16 protein-coding genes are annotated in these 21,317 nt (G+C 59.9%); 5 read left to right on the forward strand and 11 right to left on the reverse strand.

Annotation, left to right across the window (positions count from 1 at the left end; translation table 11 throughout):
• Positions 1 to 6: 6 nt before the first annotated feature.
• The 3 genes from ACR0JF_RS01735 to ACR0JF_RS01745 all read right to left on the reverse strand — a co-directional run bounded on the left by ACR0JF_RS01735 (position 7) and on the right by ACR0JF_RS01745 (position 5,643).
• Positions 7 to 1,299 (reverse strand): amidohydrolase family protein, encoded by a 1,293-nt coding sequence (locus ACR0JF_RS01735; protein ID WP_170659676.1) that lies wholly within the window; start codon positions 1,297 to 1,299, stop codon positions 7 to 9.
• Between the two features lie 336 nt (positions 1,300 to 1,635).
• A complete protein-coding gene (gene mfd / locus ACR0JF_RS01740) occupies positions 1,636 to 5,097 on the reverse strand; it encodes a transcription-repair coupling factor (RefSeq protein ID WP_170659677.1) in 3,462 nt (1,153 codons plus the stop codon).
• A 21-nt stretch (positions 5,098 to 5,118) separates the two neighbouring features.
• Complete coding sequence (locus ACR0JF_RS01745; RefSeq protein WP_170466675.1) at positions 5,119 to 5,643, reverse strand: component of SufBCD complex; 525 nt, start codon at positions 5,641 to 5,643, stop codon at positions 5,119 to 5,121.
• A 119-nt stretch (positions 5,644 to 5,762) separates the two neighbouring features.
• On the opposite strand from ACR0JF_RS01745, the gene hemB reads away from it, so the two are divergent.
• The 4 genes from hemB to ACR0JF_RS01765 all read left to right on the forward strand — a co-directional run bounded on the left by hemB (position 5,763) and on the right by ACR0JF_RS01765 (position 10,606).
• Complete coding sequence (gene hemB, locus ACR0JF_RS01750; RefSeq protein WP_170659678.1) at positions 5,763 to 6,761, forward strand: porphobilinogen synthase; 999 nt, start codon at positions 5,763 to 5,765, stop codon at positions 6,759 to 6,761.
• A gap of 142 nt (positions 6,762 to 6,903) precedes the next feature.
• Entirely contained in the window at positions 6,904 to 7,476 is a 573-nt protein-coding gene (locus ACR0JF_RS01755; protein ID WP_170373852.1) for a lipid-binding SYLF domain-containing protein, read from the forward strand.
• A gap of 162 nt (positions 7,477 to 7,638) precedes the next feature.
• The gene (locus ACR0JF_RS01760; protein WP_170659679.1) at positions 7,639 to 10,101 is read left to right on the forward strand and encodes a penicillin acylase family protein; all 2,463 of its coding nucleotides are present in this window, start codon (positions 7,639 to 7,641) and stop codon (positions 10,099 to 10,101) included.
• 109 nt (positions 10,102 to 10,210) lie between these two features.
• Positions 10,211 to 10,606, forward strand: coding sequence for a nuclear transport factor 2 family protein (locus ACR0JF_RS01765; RefSeq protein WP_170659680.1), 396 nt, complete (start codon positions 10,211 to 10,213; stop codon positions 10,604 to 10,606).
• Between the two features lie 3 nt (positions 10,607 to 10,609).
• Here the strand turns inward: ACR0JF_RS01765 and hflX are convergent, their stop codons facing one another.
• The 4 genes from hflX to trkA form a co-directional block, all read right to left on the reverse strand.
• The gene (gene hflX / locus ACR0JF_RS01770) at positions 10,610 to 11,881 is read right to left on the reverse strand and encodes a GTPase HflX (protein WP_170659681.1); all 1,272 of its coding nucleotides are present in this window, start codon (positions 11,879 to 11,881) and stop codon (positions 10,610 to 10,612) included.
• The gene (gene hfq / locus ACR0JF_RS01775) at positions 11,881 to 12,120 is read right to left on the reverse strand and encodes an RNA chaperone Hfq (protein ID WP_005982826.1); all 240 of its coding nucleotides are present in this window, start codon (positions 12,118 to 12,120) and stop codon (positions 11,881 to 11,883) included. Before hfq ends, hflX begins: the two co-directional genes overlap by 1 nt.
• A 130-nt stretch (positions 12,121 to 12,250) precedes the next feature.
• Entirely contained in the window at positions 12,251 to 13,789 is a 1,539-nt protein-coding gene (locus ACR0JF_RS01780; RefSeq protein WP_170659682.1) for a TrkH family potassium uptake protein, read from the reverse strand.
• Entirely contained in the window at positions 13,789 to 15,165 is a 1,377-nt protein-coding gene (trkA, locus tag ACR0JF_RS01785) for a Trk system potassium transporter TrkA (protein WP_170466662.1), read from the reverse strand. Before trkA ends, ACR0JF_RS01780 begins: the two co-directional genes overlap by 1 nt.
• 96 nt (positions 15,166 to 15,261) lie before the next feature.
• Here trkA and ACR0JF_RS01790 point away from each other — a divergent pair, with 96 nt between their 5' ends.
• Complete coding sequence (locus ACR0JF_RS01790) at positions 15,262 to 15,741, forward strand: hypothetical protein (RefSeq protein ID WP_170659683.1); 480 nt, start codon at positions 15,262 to 15,264, stop codon at positions 15,739 to 15,741.
• Here ACR0JF_RS01790 and ACR0JF_RS01795 read toward each other — a convergent pair.
• Genes ACR0JF_RS01795 through ACR0JF_RS01810 form a run of 4 tightly spaced genes read right to left on the reverse strand, consistent with a single transcriptional unit; the run spans position 15,729 to position 21,236 of the window.
• The gene (locus ACR0JF_RS01795) at positions 15,729 to 16,889 is read right to left on the reverse strand and encodes an MFS transporter (protein ID WP_170659684.1); all 1,161 of its coding nucleotides are present in this window, start codon (positions 16,887 to 16,889) and stop codon (positions 15,729 to 15,731) included. The genes ACR0JF_RS01790 and ACR0JF_RS01795 overlap by 13 nt on opposite strands.
• Before the next feature lie 43 nt (positions 16,890 to 16,932).
• Positions 16,933 to 17,523, reverse strand: coding sequence for a helix-turn-helix domain-containing protein (locus ACR0JF_RS01800; protein WP_170659685.1), 591 nt, complete (start codon positions 17,521 to 17,523; stop codon positions 16,933 to 16,935).
• An 18-nt stretch (positions 17,524 to 17,541) separates the two neighbouring features.
• The gene (gene ntrX, locus ACR0JF_RS01805) at positions 17,542 to 18,951 is read right to left on the reverse strand and encodes a nitrogen assimilation response regulator NtrX (protein WP_170458540.1); all 1,410 of its coding nucleotides are present in this window, start codon (positions 18,949 to 18,951) and stop codon (positions 17,542 to 17,544) included.
• Positions 18,948 to 21,236: a sensor histidine kinase gene (locus ACR0JF_RS01810; RefSeq protein WP_170659686.1), complete on the reverse strand. Its 2,289-nt coding sequence runs from the start codon at positions 21,234 to 21,236 to the stop codon at positions 18,948 to 18,950. Before ACR0JF_RS01810 ends, ntrX begins: the two co-directional genes overlap by 4 nt.
• Positions 21,237 to 21,317: the final 81 nt, after the last annotated feature.

Below are 21,317 nucleotides of genomic sequence, written 5' to 3' on the forward strand. Positions count from 1 at the left end.
AGCTTCCTAAGTATTTGGCCTGGGCGCGTAATCTGCGGGATCCAGGGTCGTGGGACGGCCAGGCAAAGAAAGCGCGGCCATTCGTGGTTCTGTGTGGGCCAGCACCTTTCCGTTTTTGATAACGGCAAGCCGGGTGGCTTTCATGCGAACTGCTTCAATCGGGTCCTGCGCTTGCAGCACAACCATATTGGCAGGGCCGCCTTCGCGGATCGTCGGGTCGGGCAAGCCCATTACTTTGGCACCATTCTGAGTCACGGACGTAAACGCCCACTCCATCGCCTCGCGGGATGTCATCGGCACGGCATGCACGCCCATATGAGCCACTTCCAACATGTCGGCGGAGCCAAGCGAGTACCATGGGTCCATCGTGCAATCCTGTCCGAAGGCGACATTCACACCTGCTGCGCGCAGCTCTGGCACTCGGGTCAGCCCCCGACGACGCGGATAGGTATCCGAACGGCCTTGCAGCGTGATATTGATGAGCGGGTTGGGCACTACGTTCATGCCACTTTCTGCGATTAGCGGTATGAGCTTCGATGCATAGTAGTTGTCATACGAGTGCATAGCGGTGACATGACTTGCCGTTACCCGCCCACCAAGCCCAAGGCGGGTGGTCTCATAGGCTAAGGTTTCCACGTGGCGCGACATTGGATCGTCGCTTTCATCGCAATGCAAATCCAGCATCAGGCCTCGGTCCGCCGCTATCTCGGCCAGTCTTCTGACCGACCGGGCACCTTCCGACATCGTACGCTCAAAATGCGGGATGCCGCCCACGACGTCGACACCCATATCAAGGGCTTGGATCAAGTTTTTTTCTGCATTCTCTGCGCGGTAAAGGCCATCTTGCGGGAATGCCACCAGTTGCAGATCAATATAGGGAGCGACCCGCTTGCGGACCTCCAACAGCGCTTCAACGCCAACCAAAGGTGTGGATGAAACATCCACATGCGATCGGATGGCCAGCAATCCCTGCGATACGGCAAGGTCGCAATATCGCATGGCGCGTTCAATTACTGCTTCTGGTGTCAGCAGGGGCTTCAATTCGCCCCAAAGCGCGATGCCTTCCAATAGTGTACCCGAGACATTCATGCGAGGCGTTCCAAGGCTCAGGGTCGCGTCCATATGGAAGTGCGGGTCGGTAAACGGGGGCGAAACCAAGCGCCCAGCCGCGTCAATGTCTTCGCCTGCTTCAGCCTCGATCTTGGGGGCAACCTTTGCGACGCGGTCGCCCTTGATCGCAATATCCACCGGCCCTCGGCCATCCGGCAGTTGGGCTTGTCTAATGATGATGTCGAGCATTCATCTTCCCCCAAATTTGACCACAAGGTAAAAGTATTCTGATAAAATGCTACATTTTTTTTGCTGTGTTTCAGGAACCAGCGCTTCGGATAGTCTGACGCAATTCGGATGCCTGCAAGGCGGAATGCGAACGCAGCAATTCGTCGTATCTATGGATGGCGGCTACGGAGCCATCCACGCCATCCAATTGTCCTGAACACATTAACTTGATAGCGCGGTTTTCGCCTTAGCACTCAGCTAGGCGCAGGAGCGCTAAGGCGTTTAGCCACAATTGGCAAGTTTGAGGGAGTACCAATTAGAAGTGCATTCGACGGCTTGGCAGCGCCCCCTTGCCTGCTACACGTTTGACTTGGCCTTCTTTCTTTCAGCCAAGACTTTTTCAGCAAGGTCACGGGCAATCGCAAAAGCGCCTTTGATCTTGTCGCTGTCTTTCTTCCAGTCGCGGCGCACAACGATTTTGTTGTCTTTGACTTTCGCCATGCCGCGCTGGTTCTGGATGAACTCGACCAACCCTTGCGGTGAGGCGAATTTGTCATTGTGAAATTGAATCGTGGCCCCTTTCGGCCCGCCATCCAGTTTCGCGATACCCGCGCGCTTGCACATGGCCTTGATACGGACGACCAGCATCAGGGTGTTCACCTCTTTCGGCAATGTGCCGAAGCGGTCTATCAGTTCCACGGCAAAGCCCTCAAGTTCAACCTTGGTCGAGAGCGACGACAGGCGGCGGTAGAGGCCTAGGCGGACATCGAGGTCGGGCACATAATCCTCGGGGATCAAAACCGGTACGCCCAGATTGATCTGAGGCGCCCATTGGTCGTCGGCGTCCGACAGCACTTCCATCTCACCGGACTTGATCTTGGCAATCGCCTCTTCAAGCATCGACTGATAAAGTTCATACCCCACATCGCGCATCTGGCCTGATTGCTCTTCGCCCAACAGATTTCCGGCCCCGCGAATGTCGAGGTCCTGACTGGCCAGAGTGAACCCGGCCCCCAGCGTGTCGAGCGAGCCCAGAACGCGCAGGCGCTTTTCGGCGGTGGCGGTCAGCTTCTGGCGCGGCTTGGTTGTGAGGTAGGCATAGGCGCGGGTTTTTGAGCGCCCGACCCGGCCTCGGATCTGATAGAGTTGCGCGAGGCCGAACATATCGGCCCGATGCACGACCATTGTGTTCGCGGTAGGGATATCCAGACCGCTCTCGACAATCGTCGTCGCCAGAAGCACGTCATACTTGCCGTCGTAGAACGCGTTCATGCGGTCGTCGAGTTCACCCGCCGCCATCTGACCGTGGGCAACCACATGGGTCAGCTCTGGCAGTTGTTCTTTCAGGAACTCTTCGATCTCGGGCAGGTCCGAGATGCGCGGCACTACGTAGAAGCTCTGCCCGCCGCGATAGTGTTCGCGCAGCAGGGCCTCGCGGATCGTCACCGCGTCGAACTCGCTGACATAGGTGCGGATGGCCAGACGGTCGATGGGCGGCGTACCGATGATTGACAGGTCGCGCACTCCGGTGAGTGACAGTTGCAGCGTCCGAGGGATCGGCGTTGCGGTAAGGGTCAGAACGTGGATGTCCGAGCGCAGCTGTTTCAGGCGCTCTTTGTGGCCAACGCCGAAATGCTGTTCCTCGTCGATGATCAGAAGGCCGAGATTGTTGAAACGGACACCTTTCGCCAGCAGAGCATGGGTGCCGATCACAATATCGACCGTACCGCGCGCCAGCCCGTCTCGAGTCTGTTGCGCCTCTTTCGCCGAAACAAAACGCGATAGCTGCCGGACCTCCAGAGGGAAACCTCGGAAGCGTTCCTTGAACGAGGCTGCGTGTTGACGAGCCAGCAGAGTGGTCGGCGCAACGACGGCTACCTGCACGCCTGACATGGCGGCGACAAAGGCCGCGCGCATGGCGACCTCGGTCTTGCCAAAGCCGACATCCCCACAGATCAGACGATCCATTGGCGCGCCGGAATGCATGTCCTCCATGACTTCCGAGATCGCCCGCAACTGATCGTCCGTTTCCTGATAGGGGAAGCGCGCGCTGAACTCCTCCCATGCGTGGGGCGGTGGGTCCATAACGGGCGCTTTGCGCAGGGCGCGTTCAGCGGCGATGCGGATCAGCTTGTCCGCCATCTCGCGGATGCGCTCTTTCAACTTGGCCTTTTTCGCCTGCCATGCGCCGCCGCCCAGTCGGTCCAGCAGACCTTCGTCGTGGCCGTATTTCGACAGCAGCTCGATATTTTCGACCGGCAGGTACAGCTTGGCCGCTTCGGCATATTCCAGCAGCAGGCATTCGTGGGCCGCACCAGCGGCGGTGACGACCTCCATGCCCATGTAGCGGCCGATACCGTGGTCCACATGCACCACCAGATCGCCGGGGCTGAGGGATTGGGTCTCGGTCAGGAAGTTCTCGGCCTTGCGGCGCTTCTTGGGCTGGCGGATCAGGCGATCGCCCAAGACGTCTTGCTCCGCAATCACAGTCAGGTCAGCCGTCTCAAACCCATGTTCCAAGGCCCAGACAGCGAGATGGAGGCCCCTTTTGCCGATGCGCGTGCCGTCGGTGACGGGAATGGCCTCGGCCAGACCTTCATCCTCGATCAAGCCGGTCAGACGTTCGCGCGCGCCTTCGGAATAGGACGCGATCAGCACCGGACCCTTGTCCAGCTTGCCCTTGATGTGGTCCGCCAAAGCACCGAACAGGCTGATGCTTTCCTGTTGGCGTTCGGGCGCAAAATTTCGCCCGATCCGCCCACCCGCGTCGATCACACCGGGTCCGCTGGCCTGCGGCAGAGGGCTGAATTGCAGCACGCGCCGATCGCCAACCGCCTGATCCCACGCCGCGTCATCGAGATAGAGCAAACCGGGCGGCGTAGGTTTATAGACCGTATCCATGCGCGAGCGGTTTTCCAGCGCCAACCGCCGTGTCTCATACTGGTCGGCAATCGTATCCCACCGCGCCAGACGCGCGGGTGAGACCTGATCGTCCAGAGAAATCGTCGCCTCCGGCAGATAGTCGAACAGGGTTTCCAGCTTTTCGTGGAAAAAGGGCAGCCAATGTTCGATGCCCTGATGTTTGCGGCCCGCACTGACGGCCTCATAGAGCGGATCATCCGTGCCCGCCGCGCCGAATTCGATGCGATAGTTCTGGCGGAACCGGGTGATGGCCGCCTCGTCCAGAATGACCTCGGAAACGGGGGCAAGCTCGACCACGTCAAGCTTTTCGGTGGTGCGTTGCGAGACCGGATCAAAGCGGCGCGCGCCGTCCAGAACGTCTCCGAACAGGTCCAACCGGACGGGGCCGGATTCGCCCGGAGGGAAGATGTCGATGATCCCGCCCCGGATCGCGTAGTCTCCGGGCTCCATTACGGTGGGGCTTTGGGTGAACCCCATCCGTACCAGGAACTTGCGTAGGGCGTCTTCGTCCACGCGTTGGTTGACGCGAGCGGTAAAGGCGGCCTCGCGCAGAACCTCGCGCGCGGGGACGCGTTGGGTCGCGGCATTCAGTGTGGTCAACAGCACGAAACGTTCGGGCATCTGGTGGACCAGCGCTGCAAGCGTCGCCACCCGCGCCGCGGCAATATCCGCGTTGGGCGAGACCCGGTCATAGGGCAAACAATCCCAACCGGGGAAAACGAAAACCGACATGTCGGGGGCAAAGAACGCAAGTGCTGCCCGCATCCCCTCCAACCGCTTGTCATCGCGCGCCACATGGCAAACCGGCCCGCCCGAACGCGCGATCTCGTTCAGGACAAGCTGTGCGTCATACCCTTCGGGGGCGCCGCCGACTGTCACGTGGTTCGGAGCCTTCATCCCTGACCCTTTCAGATTTCGCTATCCCAGAACGCCGATCGAAAGATTCTGATACATGCCCCACATCGAAGTGACCAGTATCGAGATCATGCCGATGATCTGCGTATAGAGGCGGCATCGTGACAACGTCTTTGAGACGCGCTCCAAAGTCAGCTCGTGCCGCCGCAAACGGCGTGCGTGGAAGATGTTGATAAAGGTCACGATTACCAGAGGAAACAACAGCAGGAACACGGCCTGTGCAAACTCGACCCAATAATAAAAGCCGAGCGTCGCCAGTGCGGTAAAGACGAAACAGGCCATTGCCAACATCACCATACCCGACACCTCAACATAGTAGAGCATGCGGTTTGTGTTGATGCGCACGATGTCCAGCAGGTCGACCTCAAGCTGGCCGCCGACGCGGCGGGCGCGGACTACCATGTCGTAGGGTACCCCCATTGACCAGTGACTGGCCGAAGACCAGATCACCGCCAGCACAATCCAGAACCACAGATTCGAAAAGCTGCGCATGTCGATGAGTTCGAAAATCTTAGAGTACCAGTCCAAACGCAGCCCTTTATTCACAATCCTCAGGGGGTTCTGTCGCGATGGCGCGTCCATTGATGCCCTTGAGCCCTTGGCGGATTCATGCCACCCAATGCAGCAATGTTCAAGGAGGACGCGCCATGAAACCGACCATCGCCCCTTACCCTCAGACCCGTTTTCGCCGGGCGCGTCAGTCCGATGCGATCCGCGGGCTGGTACGCGAGCATACGCTGACCACCGATGATCTAATCTGGCCGGTTTTCGTGCGCGACGGCGAAGGTATTGAAGAGCCGGTGCCGTCGATGCCCGGCGTGATGCGGCGGTCGGTCGACCTGATTGCCAAAGCAGCGGTCGAGGCGCAAGCCCTTGGAATCCCCGCGATCTGCATCTTTCCCTATACCGATGCGCCGCTCAAGACCGGGGATTGCGCCGAGGCCTGGAACCCCGACAACCTTTCGAACCGCGCGATCCGCGCAATCAAGGCGGCGGCGCCGGATATCGCGATCATGACCGACGTGGCGCTCGATCCGTACAATATCAACGGCCATGACGGCTATGTGGTGGATGGCGAGATCGTGAATGACCAGACCGTTGAGGCGCTGGTCAAGATGACACTCGCTCAGGCCGAGGCCGGGGCCGATATCATTGGTCCGTCAGACATGATGGATGGCCGGATCGGCGCGATGCGCTCGGCGCTTGAGGCGGCGGATCATCACAACGTGATGATCCTCAGCTATGCTGCGAAATATGCCAGCGCCTTCTACGGCCCGTTCCGCGATGCGGTTGGTGCCTCTGGCGCCCTGACCGGCGACAAGAAAACCTATCAGATGGACCCTGGAAATTCGAACGAGGCCCTGCGCCTGATCGAGCGCGACCTGACTGAAGGGGCCGATATGGTGATGATCAAGCCGGGCATGCCCTATCTGGATATCTGCCGCCGCGTGAAAGACACGTTTGGTGCGCCCACCTACGCCTATCAAGTCTCGGGCGAATACGCGATGATTCAAGCGGCCGCGCAGAACGGGTGGGTCGACGGCGACAAGGTGATGTTGGAGAGTCTACTGGCGTTCAAACGCGCAGGTTGCGACGGAATCCTGACCTATTTCGCGCCGCAGGTCGCACGGGTTCTTCAAGGCTAAAACCCCGACACCTCGCGATTTTTCGCCGATTGTTTCGCGGGCCGTGGCAGCTTTGTCGTGACATGCAGGGCCAATCGGCGTATTCTTGCACACAAGATCGGGAACACCCGACATATCAGGCACAGTTACAGAGATAAAAACCATGAGCAGTTCCACTCTTCCCCGACTGAACCGTCGCGGCTTTGCTTTGGGCATGGCAGGTCTGACCTTGACCGCAGCCTGCGGCAACGGCGTCGGAAACTCGAACGCGGCCACCCTTGATGCCCGCGTCGACGCAACACTGACCGAGATGTTTGCCCGCTACCCCAACACGGTCGAGATCGCAGAAAAAGCCAACGGCATGCTCGTCATGCCCCTTATCACCGAGGCCGGGTTCGTATTCGGCGGCGGCTATGGTCAAGGCGCGCTGCGCATCAATGGAGCCACGGTTGACTATTACTCGGCCGTTAAAGGCACAGCTGGTCTGCAGATCGGCGCCCAGCAATACGCCCACGTGCTGTTCTTCATGACCGAGGACGCGCTGAACGATTTCCGCCGTTCCAGCGGTTGGACGGCTGGTGCCGATATCGGCTATGTGGTCAGCGATCAGGGTGACCAGTTGTCGACCGATACGACCACCCTGCTCAGCCCGGTCTTGGCGGCCATCTTCGGCCAGGCGGGCCTGCAGATCGGCGCGACCGTCGAAGGCATCAAATACACCCGCATCATCCCCTGATTTTGCACTACCACGCCCCTCTCTGAAAGACCTCGTCCCCTCTTGGGGCGGGGTCTTTTTCATTGCCACGTCAAAGCAGGTTTCCGCAGTGTTCCTCTTTCGGTCGGGGCGGCCTTGAAGTAACCTCTCGCCACGTGAAGAACGAATACAAGTGGGACGTCCATGGCTCTTGTCTTTCGCTGGTTGATACGCATCACCACGGGTCTTGTCCTGCTGGTTCTTGCTGCCATCGGACTGGTCTATTTTCTGGCCAGCCAATCGCTGCCCGAATACAATCAAAGCCTCGAGGTACAGGGCGTCACTGCCCCGGTCGAGATTATTCGTGACACGGCGAACGTGCCCCATATTCTTGGCGAAACAGATCCAGATGTGTTTTTTGGCTTGGGCTACGCACATGCGCAGGATCGTTTGTGGCAGATGACAGTCATGCGCCGCACCGCACAGGGCCGTCTATCCGAGGTTTTTGGCGCGCGCACCGTTACCATCGACAAGCTGCTGCGTCGGCTTGACCTCTATGGCCTGGCGCATCGCTCGGTCGAGGCGCAGGACGACTACACCAAGGCTGCGCTTCGCGCATATTCCGCAGGTGTCAACGCCCGCCTCACACAGATTAACGAAGAAGCTTTGGGCCGCGGCGCGCCTGAGATGTTTCTGTTCAACGCCCCGGTCTCACCCTGGCAGCCCGGTGACAGCCTCGCCGTGATCAAGCTTATGGGGTTACAGCTGTCAGGCCACCTGAAGGATGAGGTCCTGCGCGCCCGCACCTCGCTGATGTTGGACGATCCCGCGCGGCTGGTCGACATTCTGCCGGATGTGCCCGGTGCCGGTATCGCCGCCCTGCCCGAATATGCCCAGCTGTTTCCCGGCCTGCCGCGCTATGCCGCTGGGACGCCGATGCCGGATACGCCGCTGTCGCCGTTCCCAAAACGCGGTCTTGCTGGCGCGTCAAACGCATGGGTTGCCGCGCCGTCCCGCTCGGCCAGTGGCGGAACTCTGCTGGCCAACGATCCGCATCTGGGTTTCACCGCGCCCGGAGTTTGGTACCTCGCGCATCTGGACCTTGCAAAGGGCGGCGTGATCGGTGCAACGATCCCTGGTATTCCCGCCGTGATGAGCGGCCGCAGCGACCGTCTGGGCTGGGGCCTTACCTCCTCCTATCTGGACGATCAGGACCTGCATATCGAGCAGCTCAACCCTGTCAATCCCGAGGAATACCTGACCCCCGACGGGTTCAAGGAATTCCAAAGCCGCCCTTCGATCATCGAGATCAAGGACGAAGCCCCCATCACCCTGACCCTGCGCTGGACGGAAAACGGCCCGGTTCTGCCCGGCAGCCACTATGATCTGGAGACGATCACGCCACCCGGACATGTCGCGTCACTGTCCTGGACCGCGCTCAGCCCGAATGACACGTCGATAAGCGCCTCCATGGCGCTGATGAACGCCGACACCGTACGCGAAGCCATTGAAGTCGCAGAGAAATTCATTGCGCCGTCACAGAACCTGTCTCTGGTCGACACCGAAACGATTGGCCTGAAACTGATCGGAGCAGTCCCTAAGCGCGACCGCCTCAACCAAAGCAAAGGGCGCATTCCAACGCCCGGCTGGATTGCGGAAAACCGGTGGCAAGGCCGGATGCCCTACGCCACCAACCCCGAGTTCACCTCACCCGCCGGTGGTCTGCTGGGCAACACCAACAACAAGATCATCGACCGTCCGTTTCCCAACCATGTCTCGTTCGAGTGGGGTGACACGCAGCGCGTTCACCGCTGGGAACGGCTGATGCAATCACGCGAAGTCCATACCCGCGACAGCTTTATCGAAGCACAACTGGATACTGTCAGTTTCACCGCTCGCTCGCTACTACCGCTGATCGGAGCTGATTTGTGGTTCACCGGTGCCTCGGCCCCCGAAGGCACGCCCGAGCGCCAGCGCCAGATCGCCCTTTCCCTGCTAGCCGACTGGAACGGTGAGATGAACGAGCATCTGCCAGAACCATTGATCTATGCCGCGTGGCTGCGTGCCTTGCAGATCCGCCTGATCGGAGATGAACTCGGTCCGCTGGCCAGTGAGTTCAAACATGTAGAACCTCTCTTCATCGAACGGGTTTACCGCGACATTGATGGCGCGTCGGTCTGGTGTGACGTGCGCCAAAGCGCCCCGGTCGAGACCTGCTCGGACATGGCAGAGCTGGCGTTGGACGACGCGCTGATCTGGATCGCCGAGACCTACGGCACCACGCTGGAATCCCTGCGCTGGGGCGATGCCCATCAGGCCACCCATGATCATCCGGTTCTCGGGAACGTTCCGGTCCTGCGCTATTTCGTCAACATTCGCCAATCGACCAGCGGAGGCGACAACACGTTGCTGCGCGGGCGGACCTCGGGCGAAGGCCCCGATCCCTTCCTGAACGTGCATGGCGCAGGTTATCGTGGCGTCTATGATTTCGCCGATCCCGACAGTTCGGTCTTTATCACCGCAACCGGGCAGTCCGGGCATTTCCTGTCTCGCTACTATGACGATCAGGCGCAGCTGTGGCGGCGCGGAGAGTATATCCCGATGTCCCTCGACATTGATCTGGCGCGGGCCGCCGCGGTGGGTGTCACCACCCTCACCCCGCAATAATCCGCCCATTCGGCGACTCCTCGCCCCGATTTCCGAGGTGTCGTGGCAAGCCTTCCCATTTTGACTTAGGATCACCGACCAGGTGATGTGGGATCCGTGGGGGACGATCATGGCAAGCATTCGGGACATCCTGAACAATCTGGCGCGCGATTACGCCATTGCCTGGAGCTCCGGTGACGCAGAGGACGTCGCACGTTTTTTTGCGCCTGATGCGCAGATCATCATAAACCGAGGCGACCCGCACATAGGCCGGGACGCCATCGTAGAAATGGTGCGTGGCTTCCACGAAGAGTTTTCCAACCTCGAAGTGCGATGTGATATGTTTCGCTGGGCCGGATCACACGCGATCTTCGTGAAAACGATGGAAGGGCATCATTACGAAACCGGTAATCAGGTGGTGGTTCGTGGATGGGAAGAATGGGACCTAACGCCCGAGCACAAGGTTCAATCTTCAATGGGCTGGTTCGATATGGAGGATTTTCACGGGCAGATCGCCGGTAGCTAGCCTTTAAAGCCCGGCAAACTGCGCTGCCTGTTTGTCGGTCCAAAGTACCGTAATCTCAAACCCGTCTTCCGTTTGCTCCTCGGATCGAACGACGTCTTGACGGAACAGCCACGCGCGCTTGTTCCCTTCGGCGAAGCTCAGCGAGAGAGTGGTTTCACGCCGGACCCCCTGCAGTTTTGTCGCGATATCAGCCAGCAGAGGCGCGATCCCATCCCCGGTCACGGCCGAGATCGCAAAGATCAACGGATCGCGGTCAGCGCGCGCCAAAACCGCCTCGCGCTCATCCGTGTCCAGCAGATCGGTCTTGTTCCAAACCTCCAGCATCGGCCGCGCATCATCGACACCCAGTGAGGTGAGAATGGCCTGAACGTCATCGGCCTGCGCTTGTGACTCGTCATGGCTGATGTCGCGCACATGCACGATCAGGTCCGCGCCCAGCACTTCCTCAAGCGTTGCCCGGAAAGCCGCGACTAGTTCGGTCGGCAGGTTCGAGATGAAACCCACCGTGTCCGACAGGATCACCTCGGGGCCGTCTGGTAGAACAACCCGGCGCATGGTCGGGTCTAGCGTGGCGAACAGCATGTCCTTGGCCATGACCTCGGCCCCGGTCAGGCGGTTGAACAGGGTGGATTTACCTGCGTTGGTATAGCCCACAAGCGCCACGATCGGATACGGCACCTTGGCCCGCGCGGCCCGATGCAACGTTCGCGTCTTGACCACCTTTTGCAGCTGCCGACGCAAACGCACCAGTTGCTCATCAATGGCGCGGCGGTCAGCCTCGATCTGAGTCTCACCCGGGCCGCCAACAAAGCCCAACCCGCCCCGTTGACGCTCAAGGTGGGTCCAGGCCCGGACAAGCCGCGTGCGCTGATAGCTGAGCGCGGCCATCTCGACCTGCAAAACACCTTCGCGGGTGCGGGCGCGGTCGCTGAAAATTTCAAGGATCAAACCCGTCCGGTCGAGGATCTTGACCTTCCACGCTTTCTCAAGATTGCGTTGCTGAACCGGCGTCACGGGGCCGTCGATCAGAACCAGTTCGACCTCGCTATCATGCAGCCGTTCGGCAAGTTCGTCGATCTTGCCGCTGCCGAAAAGAAGACCCGGCTGGGCGCGCGGCAGGCGCACAATCTCAGACCCGATCACATCCAGATCGGGCAATGCGGCAGCCAGTGCCACCGCCTCTTCCAGCGCGGGTCCGGGGACGCGGCGCTGTTCATCTGATTTGATTTCAGGATGCAGCACCCAGGCCCGGGTGCGCTTCCTTTCATGTTCCATCAAGAGGCGTCTTCGCCCTCATACAGGTTGATCGGCTGCGATGGCATGATGGTTGAAATCGCGTGTTTGTAGACCAACTGCGACTGTCCGTCGCGGCGCAACAATACGCAGAAATTGTCGAACCAAGTGATCACACCCTGCAATTTCACGCCATTGATCAGGAAAATCGTGACCGGGACTTTTGCTTTCCGTACATTGTTCAGGAACGCGTCCTGCAGATTCTGTCTGTCCGAAGCCATATTTTATTAACTCGCCATTGTTCTTGCTACGCGCTGCGGACCAACGCGCTCCCTCTGGCAGAGTATGGAGTGACGCGCACAGATATTCCAGACGAAAAATCAGGCAGTAACGCCGGGCACGCGCAGTGGTTCAATCCCGCCACAGGGTCGGCGTGATCAGCGCGATGATCGCCAGCGTCTCAAGCCGACCGATCACCATCGCCGCACAGAGTGTCAGTTTGGCCCCGCCCGACAGGTCAACCAGGCGGATCGGGACATCCGTCGCAAGCTCGATCAACGGTCCGGTTGTGCTGAGAGCAGCGACACTCAGCACCATGGCCTGCTCAAACCCCGACCCCATCAGGGCCAGTAGAAGGTTAAACAGGGCAAGGGTCAGCGCGAACATCATCAGGAATATCCACGCGATGAAAGCTCCGTCGCTTTGAATGCGGCGGTTGCCGCCGCCGGTACCACTGACCGAGGATGGGTGGATCAGCCGGTCAATCTCGCGCGCGCCGTTAAGGTAAAGCGCAAAGACCCGCAGCAATTTGACCCCACCTGCCGTCGTCGCGACACCGCCACCAACCAGCGCCAGCCCCATCAGAACCAACCCAGGAGTCCCCAAACCCGAAAGCTGCTGGGCATCGTTCCAATTGGCACTCTCGAACCCAGCTGTGGTAAGGAACGCAAGGCCCGTGAACAGCATGCCCCAAATGACATGCAGGGCTTGCAAGGGCTTCAGCTGGCCTCCGATTTCATTGACCCCTGCCCAAACGCGGAAGAACAGCAGTACAGCGACCGCCAACACGATGAACAGCCCGATCCGGAACTCGGGGTCTTTGTCCAGCCGGGCAAAGCCGCTGGCGGCCGTGTCGGTTGAAAAGGTCAGGCGCGACAGGGCGAAAAGCAAAAACAGAAACAGGATCATTTCCCCCGTGATGCCCGCATGCGCGCCCTCCAGCCCGCCAACAGGAGAGATACCCGAGGTCGCCATCACCGACATTGCATGGCAAATCGCAGTCAGGCCCTGCTCTCCGGCGATAAGCAGCAGGATACAGACCACAGCGGTCAGTCCCGCATAGATCGGCGTCAGGGTGCTGGTCACGCGCAGCAAGCGGCCACGCGGATCGACCTGCTCGCTTTGTGCCACGCCCGATACCGGCCGACCAGGCTGGCCCCGCGCCGTGACCTCGAACCCGCCCAAGGACAGCGGCGCCAAGATCGCGGCGGCGGCGATCCACATCAGCAAACCGCCCATCCAACCCACCAGCGCGCGCCACAGATGCAACGGCGCGGTGAGGCGACCAGGGTCGGGAAACAAATCTGCTCCGGTCGTGGTGAGGGCACTGACCATGTCGAAATAGGCGTTCAGAAAGGTGGTATTGCCAAGCGCGTCATGGAACGGGATGGCCAGAAAGATCGGCAGAATGGTGAAACAGCCCAGTAGCACCGCCAACTGCCCCAGCGTCCCCCTCCGCGGCACCCGGTTCGAGGCCGCCAGCGCAATCGCGGACACAAGAAACAGCCCCAACAGACCGGAATAGAGAAAAGACCGCGAGGTATCGTGATCATCCAGCGCCAGCGCATAACCCGCCGGCACCCACATCGATAGCGCCGAAATCCCCCAAATCAGCAGAAACAGCGGCAAACGCCGCAATACCCCGATCCGAGCTGTGACCACGCGCGCCATCAGAAGAAATCAATCGAAACCTGCAGCAGTCGTTCGACCTCAGGGACGTCCTTGGCCATAGCAAAGATCGACAGCACGTCCTTTTCGTCAATCCGTAGACTGCCTGTTGGGCGCAACAGTTCATCGCCTTTGAGAACCGCGCCAACCAGAACACCCTCGGGGAAGTCGATGTCGCGCAGTTTCTGTCCGGCCATGGGCGAGGTCGAAAGCACCTCAGCCTCAATCACTTCGGCTTCGGCGTCGCCGATGGAGTAAACCTGCCGCACCCGCCCATGCCGGATATGGCGCAGGATCGAGCTGACGGTGGTCGCTCGGGGGTTGATATAAGCATCGATCCCCAGAGGCCCCATCAACGCCACCATGCTGGGATCGTTGATCAGCGCAATCGCCAGCGCACAGCCTTCGGCCTTGGCGCGCACGGCTGCCAGCATGTTGGTGCGGTCATCATCTGTGACGGCCAGCATCGCGTCGGCACGGTCGATACCTGCCTCGTTCAGCAAAGCCGAATCCAGCCCGTCGCCATGCAGGACGATGGTCCGCTCAAGCGCTTCGGCGGCTTTTTCGGCGCATTCCCGGTCTCGTTCAATTATCTTGGCCCGCACGCGGCTTTCGCGTTCTTCCAGCGTTCGCGCGACTTCGAGCCCGACATTGCCGCCGCCGACGATAACCACACGGTCCTGCCGCTTTTGCGCTTTGCCGAACACCTCCATCGTGCGGTCGACATCCTTCACGCTGGTGAAAACATAACATTCATCACCCACAAACAGCTGATCTTCGGATTCAGGCGCAAACAGGCTGCCCTCGCGCCGGACCCCGACCACGATGGAGCTGAGGGTCGAGAACAAATCGGTCAATTGCCGCAAAGGCGTGTTCACGATCGGGCAATCCTCGTCAATCCGAATACCCAACAGCTGAGCCTTGCCGTTCATAAACATCTCGGTGTCAAAAGCGGACGGGGCCGACAAGCGGCGCATAGCGGCGGCGGCGACCTCTCGCTCGGGGCTGATCACCACATCAATTGGCAAGTGATCGCGGCGATAGAGGTCCGAGTGGATCGCCTGAAGGTAGGATTGCGACCGCAAACGCGCGATCTTGCGCTGGATGGCGAAAACCGAATGGGCCATCTGGCAGGTGACCATATTCACCTCGTCCGAATGGGTTGCGGCGATGATCATGTCGGCGTCGCGCGCCCCTGCCCGCTCCAACACATCCGGATAGCTGGCAAAGCCCGCGATCCCCTGCACGTCCAGCGTTTCCGTCGCCCGGCGCACAAGATCAGGGTTGTTGTCCACCACCGTGACGTCGTTCAGCTCGCCCGATAGATGCCGTGCGATCTGCCAGCCAACCTGACCCGCACCGCAAATGATGACCTTCATGTTTCTGGCCCTTCTGCCTGAAATCTTTGAATGACAGATGGTCCTGAGAGGGTCAATTGAATTGTCATACCCGACCTTTTCGGGCAGAATAAGCATATGAAAACACTCGTTCCCCTGCTTGTTCCAGTGATGCTGCTGACCGCCTGCGGCCCGCTTTCCATATACTATCGCGAGGGGGAAAGCGTGTCGAAGATGCAGGAACAAACCACTCAGTGTAAGGTTCAGGCACTTGAACAAGCACCGGTTGCCAACCAGGTCCGTCAGGGGCCGCCGACCTATTGGCCGGGCCGCACCTATTGCGACGGAAGCGGACGGTGCTATCGGTCGGGCGGTTGGTGGGAGCCGGGTCGCATATACACGGTCGACGTCAACCAACCCCTTCGCAACACGGTTGAGGCACAGTGCATGGCGCAGAAAGGGTTTCGCCCTGTCAGCCTGCCACCCTGCAAATCCGGCGTGAAAACCCGTGTTCCGGCAACCCGCACAACGACCCTCCCTCCGCTGAATACTGAGTCCTGCTTCGTCAAATTCGATGACGGATCGTTTCAGATCATCACGCCCGGTCAGGCCGGCTGACGGAGCGCTCGTTTTCGCGCCAATGCGGCATGCGCAAGGATCGCAGCCGCGTAGATCCCGATCACTGTGATCAACATGCCAGCCTCACCCGTCCGCCCAAGGACGGCCAATAGGACGGGCGTACCCAACAGGTTCCCCGCATTGCCCATCTGCGCCATTGCGCCGTAGCTGAGGGCCTGCGTCTCGGGCGTTTGGTTCAGGATCGGCACGGCGGCAAAGCTACCCCCTTGCACCAGGCCCAGCACCGCAAACAAACATATACAAACAAGTTCGAGCGGCACGCCGAGAAAAACGCCGACGATAGCCAACATTCCGAGCGCAAATCCCAGATTGACGACCGCGACGCAGGACATGCTGGATAAGAGGATCGGGACCGCGAGCCAGCTCAGAACAATGCCCGCCAAAGGCATGAGGCCCGCAACCGTCGCGGCATGCTCCTCGGGCAGCCGACCCGGCAGGATGGCCAGCAAAGAGACGAAGGTTAAAGTGTAGAAGAACCAGCCTATGGCCGGGGCCGACACAAAGGGCGACTGGTAGGTGCGCAGATGCACGTCAAAGAGTTCGACCCAACGCCAAGGGGCAGCACCCTGAGATGGTTGAACGTTTAGTCCACAAAGCAGGATCAGACCCGCGATGGTGATCATCAGACCACCGTGCAGAGCGAAGAAAAAGGGCAGCCCGAAATGCTCAACGACCGGCAGGCCGATCCAGGCGTTCAGCGCAAAGGCCACACCGAAGAATGTGCTCCACAACACCATCGAGATATTGCGCGCCTTGCCGCTGGTGATCTGAGCGATCAACGTGGGTGCTGCGACAACGATGGCGAGATGTGAGACCCCCTCAACAAACCGGGTGGCCAGCATGGTGTAAAACCCGGGAAGGCTCGCCTGAAAGATCGACAGCGCGCCGCCCAGACACAACCCGCCTATAAGCAGTTTCAACGCCCCGACGCGCCCGACGACGGCACCGGACACAGCACCCAGAACCGCGCCCAACAGGCTGATGATCGACAACAGCCACCCCATGCTCTCGGCATGGCTGGCATAAAGCAACACAAGCTCGGGAAACGGCACGGCAATCTTGGCAAATTGCGTGGCCGCGCCCAGACCGGCCAACCAGAGAAGAAGAACCTGAGATGCTTGTATCATGGAGCGCTTCTACAGCGCCTGCTCAGCCCACGGAACGCATAAATTATGCACCCGCTCTCGTCCCGCTGACCAGACGAACCGGCGTGCCGTCAGACAGGTAGAGACGTTCCCAGAAGATTTCTCCGGCACTTATCCGAATACGGTCGTGAATCGCCTCGGAGGTCTGGAAAGCCTTGGGCGCGGGCGTGTGCATATCCCACCACCCTTCGGCTTCCAACTCGGCTTCGGCCTTCTGGATTTCTTCGGTCGCAAACTGCCAGAGCGACACGCCCAAAAGCGCGTTCTGGCTGGTTTTCCAGTCCCTTGCCCGGCTGGCAGAATAGGCAAGGCATTTGTGGCTCGCCTCTTCCACCAAATGAAGGCAATCGGAGGAATTCATCACCAAGCGCCGCAACGCACTGTCATCGGATCGCTTTGGACCAAGCGCGGCAAAGACCGCTTGTTGCGTGTCCGGCGGCGGCGTCTGCCCGCCTCTCTCCCAACGCGAGATAGTGGCCTGATCCACCTCAAGCAGCTCGGCCAGATAGGCCTGTTTGTACCCGACGGATCGGCGCAACCGTTTCAGGCGTTTGCCGAAGCCCGGATAGCCCCGAGTCTCTAACTGCTTGCCCGAGGTTGGTGCGCCAATACCCATCGTGATCTTCCCGGCAGATTACTCCGCCGGTTCCGGTTCATCAATTTGGGCAACGCGCGCGCCCGATTTGTTCGAGGTCACAACGCCCAGCGATTTCAGCTTGCGGTGCAGCGCGCTGCGCTCCATCCCGACAAAGCTGGCCGTGCGGCTGATATTGCCACCGAACCGGTTGATCTGGGTCAGCAGATACTCCCGCTCAAAGGCCTCACGCGCCTCACGCAAGGGCAGTGTGGCCAGCGCACCGGACAGGACCACACGACCCGAATCCTCGGCCTTGTCCTCATCGCTCGGCAGTTCGCGCGCTTCTATCGGCCCTGTACCATCGCCGAGGATAAGGACTCGCTCGATCAGGTTCTTTAGCTGACGGACGTTGCCGGGCCAGGTCATGGTCTGCAGCAGAGCAACCGCTTCCTCGGACAGCTCCCGAACCGGCAAACCCTGCGTTTCATTGCACATTTCGATGAAGTGCTGCGCCAGAACCGGAATATCCTCACGACGATCCTCCAACGACGGTACGTCAATCGGGACAACGTTCAGGCGGTGATAGAGTTCCTCCCGGAACCGCTCGGCCACGATCTCATCATCGAGGTTCTTATTGGTCGAGGAAATCACGCGCAGATCGACCCGCACTTTATCCGAGCCGCCAACACGTTGGAATTGCTGATCAACCAGAACCCGCAGGATCTTGGATTGAGTACCCAAGGGCATATCAGCAACTTCGTCAAAATAGATCACGCCGCCATGCGCTTCTTCCAGCAGGCCCGGCTCCACACCGCGCTCGCTGCTTTCGCGTCCGAACAGAACCTCTTCAACCCGCTCCGGCTCGATCCCGGCGCAATTGACCGTCACGAAGGGCGCGTTGGCTCGGTTGGAATGCGCGTGGATATAGCGCGCCGCGATTTCCTTGCCCGACCCGGCCGGTCCGCTCAGCATGACGCGGCCATTCGACTTGGTGACCTTGTCCAGCTGGCCCTGCATCGCCCGGAACGAGGCCGATTTGCCGATCATGTCCGAGCAGCTCACCTCTTTGCGTTTCAGCGAGGCATTTTCGCGACGCAGACGCGAAGTCTCCATCGCGCGGCGGATCACGACCATCAACTGGTCGATATTGAAGGGCTTTTCGATGAAGTCATACGCGCCCTGTTTGATGGCGGCGACAGCGATTTCGATATTGCCGTGGCCAGAAATGATCACCACCGGCACATCCGGGTTGTCACGCTTCACCGCCTTCAGAATATCAATCCCGTCCATACGGCTGTCTTTCAGCCAGATATCCAGGATTAACAAGCCCGGCGGCTCAGCATTGATCGACGACATGCACTCATCCGAGTTCGCCGCCAGCCGGGTTGAATAGCCTTCGTCCTCCAGAATGTCGGACACCAGTTCGCGAATATCGCGTTCGTCATCTACGATCAGAATGTCGCTCATCTTTGGCCTGCTTTCATTATGTTGGTTTTAATCGCCTGCTTCTGTGGCGCTGAATTGGATGGGAGGTTCGCCCCCGGTAAACGGATCACGGCCATTGCGCCGAAATGGTCCTGTCCGTCAAAGGTGGGCGCGTCTTCTAGCGTCAGCGCTCCGCCGTGTTCTTCGATTATTTTCTTGACGATAGGCAGGCCCAGCCCGGTCCCTTCGTCGCGTGTGGTTACGTAGGGCTCGAACAACCGCGCACGGTCTTCCGGCAGCCCGATCCCGTTATCCGCAATGGTGATGATCGTCCCAGCATCGTCGCTGGAGACCGCCACCTTGATCTGCGGCTTCAGGTTTTCAGGAGCGCCCTTTTCCTTCAAGGTTTCAATAGCTTCCCCAGCATTCTTGATCAGATTTGTGAAGGCCTGGTTCAGCATGGTCGCGTCCACATCCACCGGGATTGGTTGGTCCGGAAGATCCGCATCAATCTGCACCTCGGGTTGACCAGCCTGTTGCAGCAGCACCGCCTCGCGCACCAGCGCAACAACATCTTCTTCGCTCCGTTCAGGTTCGGGCATGCGCGCGAATTTCGAGAACTCATCCACGATCCGCCGCAAATCATTGGTTTGACGCACGATCACGTCGGTCATGGAGACGAGGATATCGCAATCCTCTTCATCCAGCTTGCGCGAGAACTTCCGCTTGATCCGTTCCGCACTCAGCTGAATCGGGGTCAGAGGGTTCTTGATCTCATGTGCAATGCGCCGGGCCACATCGCCCCACGCCGCCATACGCTGCGCGCTGACCAGATCGGTGACGTCATCAAAGGCCACAACATAGCCCTCTAGCCCGCCGTCTTCTCCCCGCCGCGTGGCCATTCGCACCAGAAGGTTCTCCAACTGGCCTTTGCGGGTGACCTTGATCTCACCTTGCACGGCCTCTTGCCCGCTGTCTTTCAGGCTTTCGAACAAAGGCAGGAATTCGGGCACCGCGATGCCGATGGCCAGATGCTCCTCGCCCCGTGACCAATCCAGCAGCCGCTCGGCTGAGCGGTTGACGAAGGTCACGCACCCTTCCGGGTCAACCCCCACCACGCCCGAGGTCACCGAACTCAGCACCGAGTCGAACAGGCGTCGGCGGCTTTCGATTTGGCGAGTGTTTTCGAGCAGCGTGTCCCGCTGGCCCTTCAGCTGCCGTGTCATCTGGTTGAAGTAGCGACCCAGCATGGCAATTTCGTCATCGCTGGCCTCTTCGATCACCTGCACGCTCAGGTCGCCCGCCCCGACCCTCTGCGCCGCTGTGGTCAGGCGCCCCACGGGCCGCGAGAGGCGTTCCGCGAACCACATCCCCAGCGACATCGCCGCAAGGATCAGGATTAGCGCAAAACCCAGATAAAGAAGTCCGAACTCGAAAAGTACCCGCCCACGTTCGCTTTCAAGCTGCTGATAGAATTGCGCGGTTTCCTTGGTGTCATCCAGCAGCGTCAACAACTGGCCGTCGACCTCACGACTGACATAGAGGTAACGGTCCAGATAAGCCTGCAAGGGCACCAGCGCGCGGAATTCGTTGTTTTGCCAATCCGCGATGATCAGAAGTCCGCTTTCGGTGGCTGCGGCCATTTGCTCAGGGGTCGGCGCTTCGTAGTTGAACAGGTAAGAGCGATCGCCGCGCGACCGGATCTCACCATCGCCGTCAATCACATAAGCCTCGCGCAAGCCACGTTGGATCTGAGCCTGCCCCTGCGCCAGAACCTCACGCAGTTCCGCATCCGAGATGTAGAAATCCCGCGCACGTGCATTGTCGAGGAAAAGCGCCAGAACGGCGGCGTCTTGTGTCAGGCCCTGCCGGTGCTCAAGCTCATACGCCTCGGCTGCGGTGAGGGACGACCCCACAACCTGCCGAACCCGGTCCGAGAACCAGCCCTCAAGGCCGATATTCACCGTCAGACCAGCAAAGATCGCGACCGTCACCGTCGGCACCAAAGCCAGCAGTGTAAACGCGCCGATCAAACGCAAATGGAGGCGCGAGCCAGCCGATTTCGCCCGCCGCGCCGCGATCAGACTGCCCAACTGGCTCATCACCAGAGCCGCAACGACCAGCACGTAAACAAGGTCAGCCAGTAGAATCAGGCGCAACGTTGGTGCAGTTGCGCCCAGATCGAACGGACCAATGACAAGGTAAGTCGCAAGCGCCAAGACCGGCCCCAGAAGAACCAGCCCGAAGGTGCTGTAATTGCGCAGTTTCCGGGATCTGCGCCACCGGTTAACCGATGGGAGAATCCCGCTCTGTGCCCGGGTTGCCACCGTCTGCCCTCATCCTGATGTGCTGCTTTCGCAGCGAACCGCCATATTTCGTGGTCTATTGCCGGGCGATACCCGAATGCC

It is taken from the genome of Ruegeria sp. BG11, from assembly GCF_056538565.1.

Coding starts and splice junctions, on each gene's coding strand:
- ACR0JF_RS01790 (WP_170659683.1), top strand. CDS start 15,262: ATGAAAACACTCGTTCCCCTGCTTGTTCCAGTGATGCTGCTGACCGCC.
- trkA (WP_170466662.1), bottom strand. CDS start 15,165: ATGAAGGTCATCATTTGCGGTGCGGGTCAGGTTGGCTGGCAGATCGCA.
- ACR0JF_RS01780 (WP_170659682.1), bottom strand. CDS start 13,789: ATGGCGCGCGTGGTCACAGCTCGGATCGGGGTATTGCGGCGTTTGCCG.
- ACR0JF_RS01795 (WP_170659684.1), bottom strand. CDS start 16,889: ATGATACAAGCATCTCAGGTTCTTCTTCTCTGGTTGGCCGGTCTGGGC.
- mfd (WP_170659677.1), bottom strand. CDS start 5,097: ATGAAGGCTCCGAACCACGTGACAGTCGGCGGCGCCCCCGAAGGGTAT.
- ACR0JF_RS01755 (WP_170373852.1), top strand. CDS start 6,904: ATGAGCAGTTCCACTCTTCCCCGACTGAACCGTCGCGGCTTTGCTTTG.
- ACR0JF_RS01760 (WP_170659679.1), top strand. CDS start 7,639: ATGGCTCTTGTCTTTCGCTGGTTGATACGCATCACCACGGGTCTTGTC.
- ACR0JF_RS01800 (WP_170659685.1), bottom strand. CDS start 17,523: ATGGGTATTGGCGCACCAACCTCGGGCAAGCAGTTAGAGACTCGGGGC.
- hfq (WP_005982826.1), bottom strand. CDS start 12,120: ATGGCTTCGGACAGACAGAATCTGCAGGACGCGTTCCTGAACAATGTA.
- ACR0JF_RS01735 (WP_170659676.1), bottom strand. CDS start 1,299: ATGCTCGACATCATCATTAGACAAGCCCAACTGCCGGATGGCCGAGGG.
- hemB (WP_170659678.1), top strand. CDS start 5,763: ATGAAACCGACCATCGCCCCTTACCCTCAGACCCGTTTTCGCCGGGCG.
- ntrX (WP_170458540.1), bottom strand. CDS start 18,951: ATGAGCGACATTCTGATCGTAGATGACGAACGCGATATTCGCGAACTG.
- ACR0JF_RS01765 (WP_170659680.1), top strand. CDS start 10,211: ATGGCAAGCATTCGGGACATCCTGAACAATCTGGCGCGCGATTACGCC.
- hflX (WP_170659681.1), bottom strand. CDS start 11,881: ATGGAACATGAAAGGAAGCGCACCCGGGCCTGGGTGCTGCATCCTGAA.